Origin of the sequence: Catenuloplanes nepalensis, assembly GCF_030811575.1 — a bacterium.
In the GTDB taxonomy this organism is placed as follows: Bacteria; Actinomycetota; Actinomycetes; order Mycobacteriales; family Micromonosporaceae; genus Catenuloplanes; species Catenuloplanes nepalensis.
Genome location: NZ_JAUSRA010000001.1, coordinates 3,240,739 through 3,259,442 on the forward strand (window position 1 = coordinate 3,240,739; position 18,704 = coordinate 3,259,442).

At 74.0% G+C, this 18,704-nt stretch carries 21 protein-coding genes; 13 read left to right on the top strand and 8 right to left on the bottom strand.

Features of this window, described 5'->3' with window-relative positions; genetic code table 11:
- Positions 1-51 precede the first annotated feature (51 nt).
- Together J2S43_RS13755 and J2S43_RS13760 are read right to left on the bottom strand one after the other, a co-directional pair.
- Positions 52-513, bottom strand: a complete 462-nt coding sequence (locus J2S43_RS13755) for a sensor histidine kinase (protein WP_370881621.1) — start codon at positions 511-513, stop codon at positions 52-54.
- A complete protein-coding gene (locus tag J2S43_RS13760) occupies positions 425-1,357 on the bottom strand; it encodes a LysR family transcriptional regulator (RefSeq protein ID WP_306829403.1) in 933 nt (310 codons plus the stop codon). Before J2S43_RS13760 ends, J2S43_RS13755 begins: the two co-directional genes overlap by 89 nt.
- A gap of 66 nt (positions 1,358-1,423) precedes the next feature.
- On the opposite strand from J2S43_RS13760, the gene J2S43_RS13765 reads away from it, so the two are divergent.
- Positions 1,424-1,840, top strand: coding sequence for an NAD(P)-dependent oxidoreductase (locus J2S43_RS13765; protein ID WP_306829404.1), 417 nt, complete (start codon positions 1,424-1,426; stop codon positions 1,838-1,840).
- Positions 1,841-1,856: 16 nt separating this feature from the next.
- Here J2S43_RS13765 and J2S43_RS13770 read toward each other — a convergent pair whose 3' ends face one another.
- Together J2S43_RS13770 and J2S43_RS13775 are read right to left on the bottom strand one after the other, a co-directional pair.
- Positions 1,857-3,602 carry a serine/threonine-protein kinase gene (locus J2S43_RS13770; RefSeq protein WP_306829405.1) on the bottom strand — a complete coding sequence of 582 codons (1,746 nt, stop codon included), beginning with the start codon at positions 3,600-3,602 and terminating at the stop codon, positions 1,857-1,859.
- 160 nt (positions 3,603-3,762) lie between these two features.
- The gene (locus J2S43_RS13775) at positions 3,763-4,761 is read right to left on the bottom strand and encodes an NAD-dependent epimerase/dehydratase family protein (RefSeq protein ID WP_306829406.1); all 999 of its coding nucleotides are present in this window, start codon (positions 4,759-4,761) and stop codon (positions 3,763-3,765) included.
- A gap of 85 nt (positions 4,762-4,846) precedes the next feature.
- Between J2S43_RS13775 and J2S43_RS13780 the strand changes: the two genes are divergently transcribed.
- The 4 genes from J2S43_RS13780 (at position 4,847) to J2S43_RS13795 (ending at position 7,744) form a co-directional block, all read left to right on the top strand.
- Complete coding sequence (locus J2S43_RS13780; RefSeq protein WP_306829407.1) at positions 4,847-4,981, top strand: hypothetical protein; 135 nt, start codon at positions 4,847-4,849, stop codon at positions 4,979-4,981.
- Complete coding sequence (locus tag J2S43_RS13785) at positions 4,982-5,701, top strand: helix-turn-helix transcriptional regulator (RefSeq protein ID WP_306839272.1); 720 nt, start codon at positions 4,982-4,984, stop codon at positions 5,699-5,701.
- Positions 5,702-5,745: 44 nt separating this feature from the next.
- Positions 5,746-6,054, top strand: a complete 309-nt coding sequence (locus tag J2S43_RS13790) for a CATRA system-associated protein (protein WP_306829408.1) — start codon at positions 5,746-5,748, stop codon at positions 6,052-6,054.
- Between the two features lie 379 nt (positions 6,055-6,433).
- Positions 6,434-7,744, top strand: a complete 1,311-nt coding sequence (locus J2S43_RS13795) for a glycosyltransferase 87 family protein (RefSeq protein WP_306829409.1) — start codon at positions 6,434-6,436, stop codon at positions 7,742-7,744.
- Between the two features lie 161 nt (positions 7,745-7,905).
- Here J2S43_RS13795 and J2S43_RS13800 read toward each other — a convergent pair whose 3' ends face one another.
- The 3 genes from J2S43_RS13800 to J2S43_RS13810 form a co-directional block, all read right to left on the bottom strand.
- Positions 7,906-9,264: a family 43 glycosylhydrolase gene (locus J2S43_RS13800; protein ID WP_306829410.1), complete on the bottom strand. Its 1,359-nt coding sequence runs from the start codon at positions 9,262-9,264 to the stop codon at positions 7,906-7,908.
- Positions 9,265-9,318: 54 nt separating this feature from the next.
- Complete coding sequence (locus J2S43_RS13805) at positions 9,319-10,788, bottom strand: FAD-dependent monooxygenase (protein WP_306829411.1); 1,470 nt, start codon at positions 10,786-10,788, stop codon at positions 9,319-9,321.
- 271 nt (positions 10,789-11,059) lie between these two features.
- Positions 11,060-11,476: a VOC family protein gene (locus J2S43_RS13810; RefSeq protein WP_306829412.1), complete on the bottom strand. Its 417-nt coding sequence runs from the start codon at positions 11,474-11,476 to the stop codon at positions 11,060-11,062.
- Positions 11,477-11,635: 159 nt separating this feature from the next.
- On the opposite strand from J2S43_RS13810, the gene J2S43_RS13815 reads away from it, so the two are divergent.
- The 6 genes from J2S43_RS13815 (at position 11,636) to J2S43_RS13840 (ending at position 16,780) form a co-directional block, all read left to right on the top strand.
- Positions 11,636-12,334 (top strand): response regulator transcription factor, encoded by a 699-nt coding sequence (locus tag J2S43_RS13815; RefSeq protein WP_306829413.1) that lies wholly within the window; start codon positions 11,636-11,638, stop codon positions 12,332-12,334.
- A complete protein-coding gene (locus J2S43_RS13820) occupies positions 12,331-13,353 on the top strand; it encodes a sensor histidine kinase (RefSeq protein WP_306829414.1) in 1,023 nt (340 codons plus the stop codon). The genes J2S43_RS13815 and J2S43_RS13820 overlap by 4 nt, the downstream gene beginning before the upstream one ends.
- A gap of 37 nt (positions 13,354-13,390) precedes the next feature.
- A complete protein-coding gene (locus J2S43_RS13825; protein WP_306829415.1) occupies positions 13,391-13,945 on the top strand; it encodes a DM13 domain-containing protein in 555 nt (184 codons plus the stop codon).
- A gap of 77 nt (positions 13,946-14,022) precedes the next feature.
- On the top strand, positions 14,023-14,853 hold the full coding sequence (locus J2S43_RS13830) for a helix-turn-helix transcriptional regulator (protein ID WP_306829416.1): 831 nt from the start codon (positions 14,023-14,025) through the stop codon (positions 14,851-14,853).
- A gap of 81 nt (positions 14,854-14,934) precedes the next feature.
- Positions 14,935-15,753 carry a helix-turn-helix transcriptional regulator gene (locus J2S43_RS13835; RefSeq protein ID WP_306829417.1) on the top strand — a complete coding sequence of 273 codons (819 nt, stop codon included), beginning with the start codon at positions 14,935-14,937 and terminating at the stop codon, positions 15,751-15,753.
- A gap of 115 nt (positions 15,754-15,868) precedes the next feature.
- The gene (locus J2S43_RS13840; RefSeq protein WP_306829418.1) at positions 15,869-16,780 is read left to right on the top strand and encodes an NADP-dependent oxidoreductase; all 912 of its coding nucleotides are present in this window, start codon (positions 15,869-15,871) and stop codon (positions 16,778-16,780) included.
- A gap of 98 nt (positions 16,781-16,878) precedes the next feature.
- Here J2S43_RS13840 and J2S43_RS13845 read toward each other — a convergent pair whose 3' ends face one another.
- Positions 16,879-17,385: a MarR family winged helix-turn-helix transcriptional regulator gene (locus tag J2S43_RS13845; protein WP_306829419.1), complete on the bottom strand. Its 507-nt coding sequence runs from the start codon at positions 17,383-17,385 to the stop codon at positions 16,879-16,881.
- Between the two features lie 58 nt (positions 17,386-17,443).
- Here J2S43_RS13845 and J2S43_RS13850 point away from each other — a divergent pair, with 58 nt between their 5' ends.
- Together J2S43_RS13850 and J2S43_RS13855 are read left to right on the top strand one after the other, a co-directional pair.
- Entirely contained in the window at positions 17,444-18,391 is a 948-nt protein-coding gene (locus J2S43_RS13850; protein WP_306829420.1) for an NmrA/HSCARG family protein, read from the top strand.
- Positions 18,388-18,702 (top strand): hypothetical protein, encoded by a 315-nt coding sequence (locus tag J2S43_RS13855; RefSeq protein WP_306829422.1) that lies wholly within the window; start codon positions 18,388-18,390, stop codon positions 18,700-18,702. The genes J2S43_RS13850 and J2S43_RS13855 overlap by 4 nt, the downstream gene beginning before the upstream one ends.
- The last annotated feature ends 2 nt before the right edge of the window (positions 18,703-18,704 follow it).

The following is an 18,704-nucleotide window of genomic DNA, read 5'->3' on the forward strand; positions in this document are numbered from 1 at the left end:
CGACGTGAACGACGCCCGGATCACCGGAAGATCGCCGCTGATGCCGGAAGCTCAGGTGTCCGGCCGGTGCAGGGGCAGCTCCGCGGTGACCCGCCAGCCACCGCCGGTCGCGGGCCCGGCCGTGAACCGGCCGCCGAGCAGATGCACCCGCTCCCGCATGCCGACCAGCCCGAAACCGCCGGCACGCCCGCCGGTCCCGGCCGCCGGCCGCCCGCCGTTCGCGGCCGCACCCGGACCGTCGTCGCGGACCTCGATCCGCACCGTACCGGCGTCCGTGCGTACCGTGGCCGCGATCTCCCGGGCCCCGGCCGCGTGCCGCCGCGCGTTCGTGACCGACTCCTGCACCAGCCGCAGCACCGACGTCGCCACCTCGTCCGTGACCGGCTCGTCCAGCGCCGCGTCACCTGTGGTGCTGAGCCAGCGATCAGTCCCCAGTGGGCCGATCGCCTGGCCGGTCCTCGATGGACAGTATCGCGGCCAAAGCGGTGCGGACGCGGGCGCGGAGCCAGGCATGGGCCGGGTCGGTGTCGTAGCGCTGGTGCCAGCCGCAGACGATCGGCGGCGCCGGGAGTGGCACCGGCAGTGCGGTGGTGACCAGGCCGAACGCGTCGGCGAGCGGGCGGCAGGCGAGTTCCGGCGCGGTCAGCAGCGCGTCACCGCGGGCGACGACGAGGGCGGCGGCCGCGGTGGTGCCGACCGAGGCGAGCACGCGGCGGGACAGGCCGTGCGCGTCGAGCGCGTCGTCGACCGGGTCGGTGAGCCGGCCGCGGCGGGAGACGAGCACGTGCGGCTGCGCCGCATAAGAGGCCAGATCCAGCCCGCCACGGTACGGATGATCGCGGCGCATCGCCACGACGAACCTGTCCCGCCCCAGCGTCTCGTGCCGGATCTCGGGCAGCGCCGGCACGGCCGCGCCGATCTCCAGGTCGACCCGGCCGTGCCGCAGCTCGTCGGTGTCCACGGCCGCCTCGGCCAGGAACCGCAGCCGCACGCCCGGTGCCGCCGCGGCCACGCCGGCCAGCAGCGGGGGAGCGAGCGCGGTGGTCAGCGCGTCGTGGCACTGCAGCGTGAAGACCCGGTCGAGCGCGGCCAGGTCGAGGTCGCGGGCCGGGGACAGCACCGCGTGCGCGCCCCGGAGCAGCTCGCCGACCTGCTCACGGATCGCCAGCGCGTACGGCGTGGGGGTCATCGTGCGGCCGGTGCGGACCAGGATGTCGTCGCCGGTGAGCCGCCGCAGCCGGCCGAGGTTGCGGCTGACCGCGGGCGACGACAGCCGCAGCCGCTGGGCGGCCCCGGCCACGCTGCCCTCCTCCAAGAGCGCGTCCAGCGCCGTGAGCAGGTTCAAATCCAAGTGCATGGCGGTAAATCGTAGCCTAACAACGTTGCACTGGACTTAACAGTCGGCCGGGCCGAGGCTGGTCCCATGAGCACAGAACAGCAGTTGCTGACGACCGTGACCGACGCGGTGCGGCTGACCGCCGGCGCCCGGGCCGTCGCCGCGGCCGGGCCGGACCACGTGGTGTGGCTCGGCGCCTACGGCACCGGCCCGTCCGCCCGCCGCGCCGGCCCGCTGCTGCGCACGATCCTGACCATGCTCGGCGACCTCGACGACAAGGTCACCGCGGACGCGATCATCCTGGAGGCGGGCGGCACCGTCTTCCACTCCGGACCGCTCTCCCACGGCCCGATCGCACCGTCCCACCGGACCACCACAGTCGACGGCACCCCGAGGCGCCTGTTCCCGTCCCGGATCAGCCGCGCCACCGTGGCCGCCGCCATACTCGACGAGGCCGAGAACCCGGCGCACGCGGGCCGCATCGCGGTCCCGCTGCGACGCTGACCGCGGAACCGACCGGTCACTCCCCGGTCGTGACCGCGGACGGGACGCCGCCGGCGCAGGTGACGGTCATCGTCACGTACCGGTTGCCGTGCCGGAAGACGATCTCCGCGGCGTCGGCGGGACCAGCGGCCACGGACTGCGTCTTGTACGGCTTGATCGGCGTGTAGGACAGCAACTGCGCCTGGCCGGAGCCGGTGCAGGTGGCCTCCACGGTGCCGGCGCCGGACGCGAGCGTGCGCTGCTGGGGCTGCGGATCCGGGGGCGGGGTCCCGACCGGCGGCGGGGGACCGGACGTGGCGGCCGGCGCCGGGTCCTGGCCTGGGACCTCGGGAACCTGGGGGGCGGCGGTGCCGGTGCGCGTCACGCCCGCGGACGATCGCACGGTGCCGCCGGGGCCGGCCGGCGCGGTGCCGGTGACCAGGCCGGGGACCGAGCCGGGGATGCCGGTGCCGGTCGCGGCCGGGGGCGTGGTGGTGAGCGGCGCGTCCGGGGCACCGGACGCCAGACCGGGCCTGGCGGCGGTGTCCGGGTCGGCGGTGCCGAGCAGCAGGGCTGTGGTCAGCCCGCCGGCGGCCAGCAGCGCGAGCGTCCCGGCGACCACGGCGATCCTGCGGCGCCGGGCCCGCTCGCCATCCGCCGGTCGAGGGCCCGCATCCCCGGACGCCGTCGGGGTGGCCGCACCGCGAGCCGGCGCGGCGGACCCGTCCCGCTGCGGCGTGGCAGCCGCACCCTGTTCCGGCGGCGTCGGGGCTGGTTGTGACCTCGCGTGTGGTGGCGGCACGGTCGTCTCGCCCGCCGAAGCCGCGGCGGGCACGGATCCGGCCGGAGAGCCGGCGCCGGGCTCGAAGCCTTCCGCGGAGCCGTAGCCGGTCGCGGCCGGGCGCGGCGTCAGCGCGATCGACGGCTCCTCCGCCTCACCCGCGCCGCCGGTCACCACCCGTACCCCCGCGGCCCTCGCCAGCACCACCGCCGCCTCCCGGGCGCTCGGCCGCGCCGCCGGGTCCTTGTGCAGGCAGCGGTGGCACAGGTCGACCACGGCCGCGGGCACGTGCGGCAGCGGCGGCAGCGGGTCCGGCTCGGTGTAGACGTGTGCGTCCAGCATCTCGGTGATGCTCTCCGCCGTCCACGGGGCCCGGCCCGAGATCAGCAGGTAGAGCAGCACGCCCAGCGCGTACACGTCGGTCGCGGGCAGCACACCGTCGCCGGTCAGCCGCTCCGGCGCGATGTAGCCGGGCGTGCCCATCGGCACCTCGGCCGGCGCGCCACCGCTGCCGGGCGTGGCGACCGCGGCGATGCCGAAGTCGACGACCTTCGCGCCCTGCCGGGTCAGCATCACGTTCGCCGGCTTGATGTCGCGGTGGACCAGCCCCTCCTCGTGCGCCGCGGTGAGCGCCGCCGCCACCTCCGCGCAGCAGCGCAGCGCCGCCTCCAGGTGCAGCGGCTCGGTGCGTAACCGGCGGGCCAGCGTGACGCCGGAGACCAGCTCCATCACCACGTACGGCAGGACGTCGCCGCCGTCCGGCACCTCGCCGAAGTCGTGCACCTGCGCGATGTTCGGGTGGGAGAGCCGGGCGGCCGCGCGCGCCTCCTCGCGGATCCGCACGCGGGCGTCCGGATCGGTCACGTACTGCCCGTCCAGCACCTTCACGGCGACGGCCCGGCCGAGGACCTCGTCGTAGGCGCGCCAGACGACGGCCATGCCGCCGCGGCCCACCTCGCCGTCGAGCCGGTATCGGCCTCCGAGAACCTGGTACTCGCGCACCGCGACAGTCTTCCGGCATCGACATCCGCCGACAAGTCAGGCGTTCCGGGTCATCGCCCAGGTGGGAACGCTGCGGTCATCCGGACGGCGGACATCCACAACCACAAAGCCGCCCATCGGGTACGAACGGTCGGTCCGGGACATGCAACTTCCATCCCGGTCAGGCGAGTCCGAGGTCGAACAGGCTGGCTGCGGCGTCGGTCAGGGAGTCGGCGGCCGGCCGGGCCTTCCAGCCGAGCACCCGTTCCGCGTGTGCGGCGCTGAGCCGGGTGCGCACGCCGAGGCTGGGCGCCAGCTGATCCATCTCCGCGTTGAACCGCGCACCGGCCCGGACCACCCAGTCCGGCAGCTCCCGCCGGGGCACCTTCGCGGCGCGGTCGCCGAACCGGTCGCGCAGCAGCGCGGCCATCTCCCGGAACCACAGGAACTCCCCGGCCGCGATGAACCGCTGCCCGGCCGCGTCGGGCGAGGTCATCGCCTCGGCGTGCAGCACCGCGAGGTCGCGCACGTCGACGATGGAGTAGCCCGTCCGCGGCAGCATCGGCATCCGCCCGGTGAGCATCATCCGGATCAGCGAGGTGGACGGGGACAGGTCGTCGTCGAGCGCCGGGCCCTGGATGTTCGCGGGCAGCACGGCGACGAACTCGGGCCCGCCGGTCCAGGACCGGACCAGATTCCACGCGTCCCGCTCGGCCAGGGTCTTCGCGCGTGGGTAGGCGTACCGCGGCAGGTCCGGCAGGTCGCTCCAGGTGCTCTCGTCCGCGGGCGCGCCCGGGTCGGCCGGGATCGCGGTGGCGGTGGAGGACGTCATGACCACCCGCCGGACGCCCGCGCGGTGCGCCGCCCGCAGCACCCGGCGGGTGCCGTCCCGGGCCGGGGCCAGCAGGTCCTGGCCGCGGAACTCGCCGACCGGCATCGGCGCCGCGGTGTGCACGACGTAGTCCATGCCGTCGGCCGCGGCGTCCCAGCCGTCGTCGTGCAGCAGGTCGGCGGCGGCGAACGTCAGCTCACCCGGCGTCGCGACCCTCTCCCGCACCGTGTCGGCGCGGGCCAGACTCCGGACCGTGGCCCGGACCCGGAAGCCCCGCCCCAGCAACTCCCGCACGATGTATCCCGCCATGAACCCGGACCCGCCGGTGACCAGCACTGATTCGCTCATGCCGCCACTGTTCGCCCGCCACGGAACCACAGCCAGGGACCGGTGGTACGTGGGTGGGCGCGCCTGGCGGCCGTACCCTCGGATCATGGACAGGCAGGGGTTGGCGACGTTTCTGCGCAGTCGCCGGGAGCGGATCACACCGCGGGATGTCGGCCTGCCGGTGCACACCCGGCGGCGCACACCCGGCCTGCGGCGGGAGGAGGTCGCCCAGCTGGCGTAGATCTCCGTCGACCACTACAGCCGCCTCGAACAGGGTCGCGGCCGGCACCCGTCCCGGGCCGTGCTCAACGGCATCGCCCGCGCGCTGCGGCTGACCGGCCAGGAACGCACCCACCTGTTCCGGCTCGGCGGTCAGGCCGAGACCGAGACCGTCGACGGGCCGGACGAGGACGTGCCCGCGGGCACGCTGCGCCTGATCGACCGGATGGGCGACGCCGGCGTCGTGGTGATGAACGGCGCCTGCCAGGTCCTCGCCTGGAACCCGCTCGCGGCCGCGCTGTTCGAGGACTTCTCCGCGCTCGGCGCCGGCAACCGCAACTTCGTGCGCCGCTACTTCCTGCACCCGGACCCGGCCCGCCGCGGGTACGGCATGGACGACACACCCCGGTTCGCCGGGACCGCGGTCAGCTACCTGCGCATCGCCGCGGCCCGCTACCCGCGGCACGCCGAGATCCACGAGCTGATCCGCGACCTGCTGGCCGGCAGCCCCGAGTTCGCCCGGCTGTGGCACGACCAGGAACTGCGCATCGAGCACCGCAGCCGGCAGATCGTCGAGCACCCGGAGGTCGGCCGGCTGGAACTGGACTTCGAGATCCTCACCATGCCCGACCGCGACCAGCAGGTCGTCCTGTTCACCGCGGAGCCCGGCTCACCGGTCTACCGCGCCCTGGAACTGTTGCGGGTCATCGGCACCCAGGACATGTCGGCCGAGCTCGGGTAGGCCGGCGGGTCGGCAGCGGTGCCGGTGCCGGTTAGGATCGCGGCATGTCCGAAGCGTTCGGGCCGGGTGCTCTCCCGGCAGACCTCGTCGACCGGTTCCTCGGCGCGCTCGACGGCACCGACGCGTGGACGGCCGGTGACGACACGTGGGCGCGGATCGAGGAGCTGATCGAGCGGGCCCGCGCGTCCGCACTGATCGGCGACGTCGAGGCGTTCGAGTGGACCGTCCGCGACCTGGAGATGATCGGCGGGCGCCACGCCGCCACGCCGGGCCGGGACCGCCCGCAGCCGCCGAAGATCGCCCAGAGCAAGCGGACGCTGAAACACACGCTGAGGCCGGCCCAGGCCCGCTGATGCGACGATCCGCCCCGCTGGCGGAGACCTGGCCGGGTCACCGACCGGCGGCTCTCCGGTGATCCATGCGCCCCCGAAGTCGTTCTGACGGCGTCGGGGACGCATGGATCGGTGGCGGCCGGGGCGCGGGCCTCAGCCGAAAGTCGTAGCGGGGCCGGCGCGGGGATATGGCTCCTGGCCGATGCGCCGGTCGTGGCCGGGCCGCCATGATCTCGACGTGAATCCTTCTCCGAGCCGGCACGCGGGTCGGCCATCAGGCGCGCCGCGGCCGTCCTCCGCCGGGGCCGGGCCGGAGACGACGCGGACGGCGGCGGCCACCCGGACGGAGGCGGCTACTCGACCGCCGGCGGCGGTGCGGCCGGTCGCCATCCTCCGACCGTTGCGCGGTTTGGACGGGTTCCGGCGCGACCGGCCGGTGGCGTGGCGGACGGCTGGATATGTGGCCGCGGCCGTGTTCGCCGGTGGGATCGGTGTGTTTGCCGGGCAGGAGGTGCAGGCGGCGTGGGGGCGGTGGGCCGCCGGAGCCTATGTGCTGGCCGCGCTGGTCACGGTGCTGTGGCGGCGACCGGCGGCGCGGACCGTGGCCACGGGCGTCGCGCTGGCCGGTGCGGTCGTGGCGCCGCTGGTGTGGATGGTGACCGGCGGCCGGGACATGTCGCCGGCCGGGCTGGGGCCGCTGCGGGTCATCAGCCGGGCCGGGCGGCTGCTGGTCGAGCACGGCAGCCCGTACCTGCCGATGGATCAGCTGACCGGGCCGGAGTCGCTGAATCCCTACGGCCCGCCGCTGACGATCTTCGGCCTGCCGCACGCGCTGGGTCTGGACGGCTGGGCGGGCAACCCGCGCACCTGGCTGGTGCTCAGCGCGGTACTGCTGGGGTATGCGGCGCTGCGGCTCGTGCGGGCGGACCGGCCGGTGTGGACGCTGGCGGCGGCCTTCGCCTCGCCCGTGCTGGCGCTCCCCGTGGTCATGGGCAGCACCGACCTGCCCGTGCTGGGCCTGCTGGTGCTGGGCGTCGCGCTGCTGGTCCGCGGCACGCACCCGGAGAGCACGGATGCGGAGCCGCAGGCCGCGGGCGCGCGTCCGGAGGGCTCGGGCGCATACCCGAGGGGCGCGGGTGCGCGCTCCGGAAGCCTTGATGGCAGGGATCTGGTGCCGGCCGGCGTGGCGCTGGGGGTGGCGTGTGCGATGAAGGCGACCGCGTTGCCGGCCGTGCTCGTGCTGATCCCGCTGTTGCTGGTGCGTGGTGGGTGGCGGCCGGTGCTCATGTTCACCGGGTCAGGCGTGCTGGCCGCGCTGGGCTCCGCCGTGCTGACCGCGCCGGCGATGCCGGCCGATTCCCGGGATCTGGTGCACAACATGGTGATGTTCCCGCTGCGGCTGACGTCGCAGCAGACCACCGCGGCCAGCCCGATGCCCGGCCAGGTGGTCGCGGCGGACGGCTCCGCCGGCAAGCTGCTGATGATCGGCCTGCTGGCCGTGGTGATGGCGGCGGTCTGCGCCTACCTGTGGCGGCGTCCCGCGCGGGACCTGCCCACGGCCGTGCTGCAGATGACCGTGATCTGGTCGCTGATCTTCACGCTCGCCCCGTCGACCCGCTACGGCTACTTCGTCTACCCACTGCTGATGCTGGGTCTGCGCAACCTGCTGCGCGACCGGAACCTCCCGCACCGAGTGGCGGCCCCGCGCTGAGTGGCGGCCCCGCGCTGAGTGGCGGCCCCGCGCTGAGTGGCGGCCCCGCGCTGAGTGGCGGCCCCGCGCTGAGTGGCGGCCCCGCGCCGGGCGGCGGCTCCGGGCTGAGCCGCGGCCGGGACGAATCCCGGCCGCGGTGAGGCCCGGCGCCGACGAGAGGGTCAGGCGACGTCGATCGCGTCGATCTCCGCGAAGTTGGCGCCCTTGCCGTACGAGATGGTGTTGTCACCCGCCCGCAGCGTCACGTCCCGCTCGCTGACCTGCCAGTTGTCCCAGCCGGTGAACGGATAGTCGACGGTCTGAGCCGCGACGCCGTTCACGGCCAGGCTGTGGCTCGCCGCACCCGCGTCGGACCCGTTCGCGAACCGGGTGTACAGCCGGTACGTCCCCGCGCGGGGCACGTGCACGGTGAACGTGACCCGGCTGTCCGCGAAGTCGATCCCGCCGACCACGACGCCGTTGCTGGCGCCGCCGGCCGCGTACCGCGCGTTGGCGCGGGCGAAGTCGGCGTCCTCGGCCTCGTAGCGCACCTTCGCGTCGTCGACGATCGGCCGGCTGCCCTGCCAGTCGAGCCGCTGCGAGTACATCGCCCGGTAGCTGAAGTCCGCGTTCCAGCCGTGGAAGACGATCCGGTCCCTGCCGTCCGGCCCGGTCACCACGTCCTGCCCGCCGGGCCCGCGCACCGCACCGGCGAACGCGTCCGTGGTCATCAGCGGTACGGCCGCCTTGGTGTACGGCCCGCGCAGGCCGGCCGAGGTCGCGTAGGAGCTCACGTAGCTGCCGTTGCCGAAGAAGTTCGCGGAGTAGAACAGCACGTACGTCCCGTCGCGCTTCCACAGCGTGGGCGCCTCGACCAACGTACCCTCGAACGGTTTGTTCTGTTTGATCAGTGGGGTCTCGGTGCCGGTGCGGCGCAGCCCGTCCGCGCTGACCTGCTGCAGGCGCAGCCAGGTGTCCTGCGCGCAGCAGTTGCCGTCGTTCTTCCACAGGATGTAGCGGCGCCCGTTCTCGGTGAACGAGGACGCGTCGATCGCGCCGCCGATCTCCGGCGTGCAGACCAGCGCGGTGGCCTGCGGCACGAACGGCCCGCCCGGTGCGGTCGCGGTGGCCGCGCCGATGCACTGCTTGCCGGACGCGCGGTCGTGCGCCGTGTACCACATGACGAAGCTGCGTGGCCCGGCCTGGAACACCTCCGGCGCCCAGACGCCGCGGTCGCCGGACCCGCCGGGCGGGAACGACCAGTCCGGGTCGACCCAGGCACCGAGCGTCGGCAGCGCGTCGCCGGGCTGCACGGTCCAGGTGACCAGGTCGGTGGAGGTGGCCCACTTGATGTTGCGGCCGTCGCTGTTGGTGGCGTAGGCGTAGTAGGTGCGGCCGAATTTCATCACGTCCGGGTCGGCGAAGTTCTGGTCGATGACCGGGCCGGACACGGCCGCGGACGCGGGTGCGGCCGTGAGCAGGCCCGCGGCGAGCGCGAGGGCGGCGACGATGGCGCCGCGCCGGAGAGCGGTAAGACGCATGGTGTCTCCACAGGGGTCGGTGGTGTTACAACGTCGGTCGATATCGGCGTTCTGTCAAGAGAACCAGCGGGCGAGGTGGTCGTCGAGGTCGCGCTGCTCGTCGCCGATCCAGGCCACGTGGCCGTCCGGGCGGAGCAGCACGGCCGGGACGTCGAGCGCCGCGTCCGGGTCCCTGAGCAGGCCGACGCGGTCGTGCCGGCCGCCGGTGCTGAGGTGCCCGGTGCGGTCCAGCAGGAGGCCGCGGCCGTGGCGCAGCAGGTCGTAGAGGCGGCCGGTGCGCACGTCGACGTCGGGCATGCGGCGGCCGAGCAGGTCCGGGCCGGGACCGAGGTCGTACCGGACGCCGATCGCGGTGATCTTCTCCATCAGGTGCCGGTTCACCTCCGGGATGCCGATCAGCTCGGTGAGCAGGCGACGCAGCGGGCCGTCGGGTGCCAGAGCGGTCTGCGCACGTGTGTTGTCCAGGACGTCCGCCGCGACCGGGCGGCGCTCGGCCTGATAGCTGTCGAGCAGCTCCGGCGGTGCCCAGCCGCGGACCTGGCCGGCGAGCTTCCAGCCGAGGTTGACCGCGTCCTGGATGCCCAGGTTGAGGCCCTGCCCGCCGATCGGCGGGTGGATGTGGGCCGCGTCGCCGGCCAGCAGCACGCGCCCGGCCCGGTAGGTGTCGGCCAGCCGGGTGGCGTCGCCGAACCGGGACAGCCAGCGCGGCGAGTGCACGCCGAAGTCGGTGCCCGCGATCGCGTGCAGGGCCCGCCGGAAGTCCTCGATCGTGGGTGGCTCCGATCGGCCGGAGGCACCATCGGCTGAAGAAGCAGCGGTTCCAGGAGCAGCGGTTCCAGGGGCAGCGGTTCCAGGGGCAGCGGTTCCAGGGGCGGGGACCACCACGCGATAGACGCCGTCGCCGGATGGCCGGAGGTCGAGCCGCCGGTCGGTCGCGCGCACCTCGGCGACCCGGGCGGTGACGGCCTCCACCGGTACACCCGCCGACATCTCGCCCATCAGCGTGTCGTTGCGCGAGGGTTCGCCGGGAAATCCCACGCCGAGCAGCCCGCGCACCGCGCTGCGTGCACCGTCGCACCCCACCAGGTAACGCGTTCGCAGCCGTTCCCCGCCGGCCAGCCGCACGGTCACGCCGTCGTCGTCCTGCGCCAGACCGGTCACCGCGCACCCGCGCCGGACCTCCGCACCCAGCCCGATCGCGTGCTCCTCGAGCACCTCGACCACGGCCGGCTGCCGAATGCCCAGCAGATAGGAGTTCGGCGAGTCGAATCCGTCCGGCACCGGCGCGTCGATGGCGGCGAAGAAGCCGCGCGCCGGGCGCTTCCGGCCGCGCGCGACCAGACGGTCCAGCAGCCCGCGCATCGCCATCAGTTCCAGGCTGCGTACGTGCAGCCCGACGATCCGGACAGCGGACGCGGGCTCGGTGTCCCGCTCCAGCACGAGCACGCGCACGTCGTGCAGCCGCAGCTCGGCGGCGAGCATGGCGCCGGTCGGCCCGCACCCGGCGATGATCACGTCGAACAAGATGGTGCCCTTCGGGAGTCGGCGCTCCCGGCGACACCTACGACTGTCGCTCGGCCGTGACGGGAAGGGGGAGCACCCAGATCGATACGGCGTTCATGGGTCTCACCTCCTCGGGCAGTGTCACGATCAGCCGCACGCTACAAGCCCGGACGCCGCCGCGTCCAGCGGATATCGCGGAATCGCATACGCCCCGGCAACATCCGTCCCGCTGACCTGAGCGGTGCCGGCGCCGGAGATCCGGCGGCGGCACCGCCCACGTGCGGCCGGTGCCTCAGGCGCGGTGGCAGACCGCTTCGAGGTTGATGCCGTGCGGGTCCAGGACGAACGCGCCGTAGTAGTCGTCGTGGTACTCGGGGTGGATCGCGGGCTCCAGCAGCGGGGTGGCGCCGGCCTCGAGCGCGGCGCGGTGGAAGACGTCCACGGCCTCCCGGGTGTCGACGGTGAAGGCCAGGTGCATGTTCGTGCCGACGGTGCCGCCGTCGATCAGCCAGAAGTACGGCTTCACGCCGGCCAGCCCGAAGCCGGTCATCGCGGTCGGCTGGTTCGGCGTGGCGTTCGGCGGGATCTGGAGCATCCTGGTGATCCCGATGGCGGCCAGCACCGGCTCGTAGAAGGCCACGGCGGCGGTGAGGTCCGGCACGGCGACGTTGAGGTGGTCGATGCGAGATCCCGAGCGGTCGAGGTTCATGCATGCCAGGTTGCCCCGGGTAGCGGACATCGAGTGACCGCTATCGGCCGAACATCACCCGGCCGCACAACGGCGGACGCGGCGACCGGCCACATCGGCTGCGAGGGCGTAAGGAATCCGAAAGGTCCGGCGCGGGCCGGGCTGGGTAGCGTGGGCCGGATGGGATATCGGGTGCTGGTCGTCGACGACGATCCGATCGTCAGCGACGTCGTGCGGCGCTACCTGGAGCAGGACGGGTGCGAGGTGCGCCTCGCCGGTGACGGCGCGGCCGGGCTGGCCGCGGTCGCGGCGGAGCGGCCCGATCTCGTGGTGCTCGACCTGATGATGCCGGGGGTCGACGGTCTCGAGGTCTGCCGGCGGCTGCGGCGGGAGCTGCCGGACCTGCCGGTCGTGATGCTGACCGCGCTCGGCGAGGAGGCCGACCGGGTGCTCGGCCTGGAGGTCGGCGCGGACGACTACGTGACCAAGCCGTTCTCGCCGCGCGAGCTGGTGCTGCGCATCCGGTCGGTGCTGCGCCGGACCGGCGGCTCGGCCGGCGCGGTGAGCGGGCCGGCCGTGCTCGCCGACGGTGACCTCGTCGTCGACACCGCGCGCCGGATCGTGACCCGCGGCGGGGCGCCGCTGGCGCTGACCGTGCGCGAGTTCGACCTGCTGGCGTTCCTGCTGGGCAGCCCGGGCCGGGCCTGGTCCCGGACCGATCTGCTGAGCCGGGTGTGGGGCTGGCAGTTCGGCGACCAGTCGACCGTGACCGTGCACGTGCGCCGGCTGCGGGAGAAGATCGAGGACGATCCGGCCGAGCCGCGCCGGATCCAGACGGTCTGGGGCGTCGGCTACCGCTACGAGACGGCCAGCGGATGACCGACCTGCTGCTCATCGGGGGGTACGCGTTGCTGGCCGGCGGCGTCGTCGGCGCCGGGGGAGCGCTGGCCCTGCGCCTGCTGCGCGGCCGGTCGATCCTGGTGCACATCGTGCTGCTGCTGGCCGTCACCGTGCTCGCCGTGGTCGCCGGCGTGGTCACGGTCGCGTACGCGATGTTCCTCTCCGGCCACGACCTGCGCGTCGTGCTGGTCACGGTCGGCGCGTCCGCTCTGGTCAGCCTGCTCGTCGGCGGCCTGTTCGGGCGCCGTCTGGCCGCGGCCGCGGTCTGGGCGCGCGCGGCCCGCGACCGCGAACGTCGCCTGGAGGCCGGCCGCCGGGAGCTGGTCGCGTGGGTCTCGCACGACCTGCGCACGCCGCTGGCCGGGCTGCGCGCGATGGCCGAGGCGCTGGAGGACGGCGTGGTCGGCGATCCGGCCACGGCCGCGGAGTACCACCGCCGGATCCGGGTCGAGGCCGACCGGATGACGCGGCTGGTCGACGACCTGTTCGAGCTGTCCCGGATCAACGCGGGCGCGCTGCGGCTGGCGGTCACGTCCGTACCGCTGCGGGATGTGGTCTCGGACGCGCTCGCCGGGGTGGCGCCGCTGGCCGCGAGCCGCGGGATCACGCTGGACGCGCCGGAGGCGGGCTGGCCGGTGGTGCGCGCCTCGGAGCGCGAGCTGGCGCGCGTGATCAGCAACCTGTTGATCAACTCGGTGCGGTACACGCCGGCCGACGGTACGGTCCGCGTCGAGGCGGGCCTGGACGACGCGGACGTGTGGCTCGCGGTCTCCGACACCTGCGGCGGCATCCCGGAGCCGGACCTGACCCGCGTCTTCGACGTGGCGTTCCGCGGCGAACGGGCGCGCACGCCGGACCCGGAGCACGCGGGTGGCGGTCTCGGGCTGGCGATCGTCCGAGGCCTGGTCGAGGCGCACGGCGGGCGGGTCGGCGTGCGTAACGCCGGTGGCGGCTGCCGGTTCGAGGTGCGCCTGCCGGCCGCCGTCACCGAACGGTAAGGGTCTGTGCGGGCCGGTCCGCGGTCTACTGACGGACATGCTGAAGCGACTTCTCCGCGCACCGTTCGCCTGGGCCGTGGCACTGAGCCTGGCGCTCGTCGTCGCGGCCGGCCTCTACTGGTTCCAGCCGTGGAAGATCGTCACCGACCGCGAGGTCGACGATCAGCTCGCGGTCGTGATGACACCGGGACTGGCCGCGTCGCCGGGACCGGCCGCGTCATCGAGAGGGCCCGGGCCCGTCGTCGTTCGCGAGGGCACGTTCATCAGCCACGAGCACGCCACCGAGGGCAGCGCGCGCGTCGTGCGGCACCCGGACGGCTCGCACACGCTGGAGATCGCCGGCCTGGACACCTCCGACGGCCCCGACCTGCGGGTCTGGCTCTCCGATCAGGTGGTGAAGCCCGGCACCGCCGGCTGGTACGTCTTCGACGACGGCGACCACGCCGAACTCGGCTCGCTGAAGGGCAACCGGGGCGACCAGACCTACCCGATCCCGGCCGGCACCGACCTGGACGCCCTGGACAGCGTCACCATCTGGTGCGTCCGCTTCTCCGTCTCGTTCGGGGCGGCGCCGCTCATGCCGGTCGCGTAATCCACCCCGGGTACGGTCTTTACCCGTTGATCGTTCCGGGTCAGGCTGGAACGGTCGCACCACGGGAGGCCGCACAGATGAACCGGGCACAGCTCGCCGACTTCCTCCGGACGCGCCGGGAGGCGCTGCAACCGGAGGACGTCGGGCTGCCTCGCGGACCCCGGCGCCGGGCCGGCGGCCTGCGCCGGGAGGAGGTCGCCGCGCTCGCCGGGATGTCGGCCGACTACTACAACCGGATCGAGCAGCAGCGCGGCTCGTTGCCGTCGGAGCAGATGCTCGCCGCGCTCGCCCAGGCGCTGCGGCTCAGCCTGAGCGAGCGCGACCACCTCTTCGGCCTCGGCGGGCACCCGGCGCCGTCCCGGACCCGGGACGACCGGATCAGCCCGATCATGGCGCGGATCGTCGACAGCCTGTCCGACGTGCCCGCGATGGTGTGGACGAACCTCGGCGAGGTGCTGGTGCAGACCCCGCCCGCGGTCGCGCTGCTCGGCGACTACACCCGGTTCACCGGCCTGTCCCGCTACCTGGTGTACCGCTACTTCACCGATCCGGCCCCGCGCGAGCTCTACCCGCCCGAGGACCGCGACAAGCGCGGCCGGGTGTTCACCGCGGATCTGCGGGTGGAGTACCGGAAGGACCCGGACGGCGTGCCCGGTGAGATCGTCGAGGCGCTGCTCGCGGTCAGCGAGGAGTTCGCCGAGGTGTGGGGGCGGCACGAGGTGGACGTGACCCACCATCACGACCTCAAGCGGTACCGGCACGCCGAGCTGGGCGAGCTGGAGCTGTACGCCCAGCCGCTGGTGGATCTGGACAAGGACCAGTACCTGATGGTCTTCACGGCCGTGCCCGGCTCGCCCAGCCAGGAGAAGCTGCAGCGGCTGATCGACATGAGCGCTATCCGGGGATGACCTCTCCCTGGATGATGTCGGCCTTCAACCGGTGATCGCGCCCGGCCACCATTGATCTCGTCGAGGACGGGGAGGTGGACGATGACGGATCGGGCACGGCTGGCCGGGTTTCTCCGGGCGCGCCGGGAGGCGTTGCGGCCGGAGGAGGTCGGGCTGCCCCGCGGGTCGCGGCGGCGGACCGGCGGGCTGCGCCGGGAGGAGGTCGCGGCGCTCGCCGGGATCTCCGTGGACTACTACAACCGCATCGAGCAGCAGCGCGGGTCGGTGCCGTCGGAGCCGGTCCTCGGCGGGCTCGCCCGCGCGCTGCGGCTCAGCCTGAGCGAGCGGGACCACCTCTACCGTCTGGCCGGGTTCCCGCAGCGGATCCGCGACGACCACCCCAGCCCGGTGATGATGCGCATCGTGGACGATCTGTCGGACGTGCCCGCGGTGCTCTTCACCCGGCTGGGCGTGGTGCTGCTGCAGACCCGGCCGGCGGTGGCGCTGATCGGTGACTGGACGCGGTTCACCGGCCTGTCGCGCTACCTGGTCTACCGCTGGTTCACCGACCCGGTGGTTCGGGACCTGCATCCGGCCGAGGACCGCCCGCCGCACGGGAGGGACCTCACCGCGCGGCTGCGTGCGGTGCACGGCACCGACCCGGGCGGCCCGGCCGGTGAGATCGTCGCGGCGCTGCTGGCGGACAGCCCGGAGTTCGCGGAGATCTGGCGGCGGCACGAGGCGGACGTGGTGCGGCACCACGGCCTCCGGCGGCTGCTGCACCCCCAGCTCGGCGAGCTGGAGCTGTACTGCACCCGCATCCTCGATCCGGTCCAGTCGCACCGGTTGCTGGTCTTCACGGCCGTGCCCGGCTCACCGAGCCAGGAGAAGCTGCGGCTGCTGGCCGCCGTCGGCGAGTAGACGTCGCGGGCGTCACACTCGCATCCATACCGCTTCGAATCTGAAGCATGCTACGGTTCCAAACAGCTTCGAAATCGAAGCAAAAACATGAGAGCAGGTCAAGACCATGAAGGCGATGCGATTCCACGAGTACGGCGACGCGACCGTCCTGCGGTACGAGGACGTCGAGCAGCCGGTCCCCGGCGCCGGCGAGGTCCGGATCAAGGTCGCCGGGACGTCGTTCAACGGCGTCGACGCCAACATCCGCGCCGGCTACATGCAGGGCCCGATCCCGGTGGCGCTGCCGCACACGCCGGGCTCGGACGTCGCCGGCACGGTCGACGCGCTCGGCGCCGGCGTGGACGGCCTCGCGGTCGGCGACCGGGTGTTCGGCTTCCTCGGGCTGGCCGCCGTCGGCGCGTCCGCGGAGTACGTGCTCGCCCCGGCCGGCATCCTGGCCGCCGCGCCCACCAGCATCCCGCTCGCCGACGCGGCCGCGCTGCCGGTCGTCGCCCTCACCGCGTGGCAGGCGCTCTTCGAGCACGCGAAGCTGACCGCCGGCCAGCGCGTGCTGATCAACGGCGCGGGCGGCGCGGTCGGCGACTACGCGGTACAGCTGGCCAAGAGCGCCGGTGCGTACGTGATCGGCGTCGCCGGCCCGCGCAGCGCCGCCCGGGTCGAGGCCGCCGGTGCGGACGAGGTGCTCGACCAGGACGCGAGCGGCGTGACCGAGCCGGTCGACGTCGTGCTCAACCTCGCGCCGGTCGCGCCCGAGGCGCTGGCCGCGCTGGTCCCGCTGATCCGCGACGGCGGCGTGCTGGTCAACACCACGGTCTGGATGCCGGCCCCGTCCGACGAGGCCCGCGGCGTCCGCGGCATCAACCTCTTCGTCACCGGCGACGCGGCGCAGCTGGCCGGCCTGGCCACCCGGGTCGACGCCGGTGAGCTGCGCGTCGAGGTGGCCCGCCGGGTGCCGCTGTCCGAGCTGCCCTCGGTGCACGCGGAGCCCGGCGCGGTCTCCGGCAAGACCGTCATCGTCGTCTCCTGACGCGTCGCCCACGGGCGTTCGCCGGCCCGGAATCCGTGATCCAGGCGTCCCCGATGCCGCTCCGGCGACATGGGGGCGCCCCGATCACCGGGCGCTGATCAGCTCTTGCGGCGGCCCTTGGCGCGGGGCTTGGCGGACCGGGGCGGCGTGGCCCGCATGTGCTGCCGCACCCGGCCGAGCACCTCGCTGAGCGCTGCCAGGTCGCCCTCGGCCATCGGGTCGAAGAGCAGGCGCCGGACGTCGGCGACGTGACCGGGCAGTACGCGGGCGACCAGTGCCCGGCCCGCGTCGGTGACGGTCACCAGCACGCTGCGCTCGTCGTCCGGCGACGGTGAGCGGGTGATCAGGCCGCGCGCGTCCAGCAGCCCGGCCTGGTAGGTCAGGCCGCTGCGGCTGTGCACCAGCCCGTCGGCCAGGTCGGTCATCCGCAGCCGGCCGCCGGTCGTGTCCGTCAGTCGCGCCAGGATCTGGAACTGCAGGTAGCTGAGGTCGCCCTCGGCGCGCAGGTGGGCGTCCACCGCGTACTGCAGGACGTTGCTGACCTCCACCAGCGCGAAGTACGCGCCGAGCTCCTCCGGGGTCAGGCCGGGCGTCGCGTCACTCACCCACACATCCTACGTGCTTCAAATCCAAAGCATCCGCACGGTACGACAGGAGACCACCATGTCCGGCAAGAAACTGATCACGGTGCTCGGCGCGACCGGTGCGCAGGGCGGCGGCGTCGCCCGCGCGCTGCTCGCCGACGGCGGGTTCGCGGTGCGCGCCGTCACCCGCGACGCCACCTCGCCGAAAGCCCGGGCGCTTGCCGCGCTCGGCGCCGAGGTGACCGAGGCGACGCTCGACGACGAGGCCACGCTGCGCGCCGCGTTCGACGGGGCGTACGGCGCGTTCCTGGTCACCCCGTACTGGGAGCACCGCTCGCCCGAGCGTGAACTCGCCGAGGTGGCGAACCTGATCGCCGCCGCCCAGGCGGCCGGCCTGCAGCACGTGCTGTGGTCGACGCTCGAGGACACCCGCGAGGCCATCCCGGCCGGCGACGACCGCATGCCGATGCTCGACGGCGGATACCGGGTGCCGCACTTCGACGTGAAGGGCGGCACGGCCGACGCGCTGTTCGCGAAGTCCGGCCTCCCCGTCACGTACCTGCTGATGTCCTTCTACTGGGAGAACCTGCTCGGCGACCTCGCGCCGCAGCGCGACCCGGACGGCACGCTCGCGCTGCACCTGGCGATGGGCGACACCGCGGTCGCCGGCGTCTCCATGGACGACCTCGGCGCGATCGTGGTCCGCGTGCTCCAGCAGCCGGCCGAGACGATCGGCACGACCGTCCCCGTGGCCACCGAGCACCTGACCGGCGAGGAGATCGCGGACGCGTTCGGCACCGTGCTCGGCGAGCCGGTCGCCTACCGGCCGCCGACCCACGACCAGCTGCGCGGCTTCGGCTTCCCGGGCGCGGACGAACTCGGCAACATGTTCCAGTACTACGCCGAGTTCCCGGAGTCCTACCTCGGCCGCCGCGACCCCGCCACCGTCCGGGCGATGCACCCGGGCTGGCACACCCTGGCCGACTTCCTGGCGGCCCACCGCGACGACCTGACCACACGGTCATGACCCCGTTCCACGCTCCCGGCACCCTGGAGTACGCCGAGGCCGGCGCCGCGTTCCAGCTCGCGGCGCCGGTCGACCCGGCCGGCGCGTTCACCGCCCGCACGGCCGGCGACGTGATCGACGCGGTCACCGCCGCCCGCCGGGCCGGCCGGCCGCTGCGCGTGCACACCACCGGTCACGCGCTCGGCCGGGCCGCGCGGCTGACCGGATCACTGCTGCTGCGCCCGATCATCGACGCGTCGGTCCAGGTCGACCGGGTGCGGCATGACATCGACCCGTCCGGCCTGTTCGCCGGCGACCTACCGAAAGGCTGATC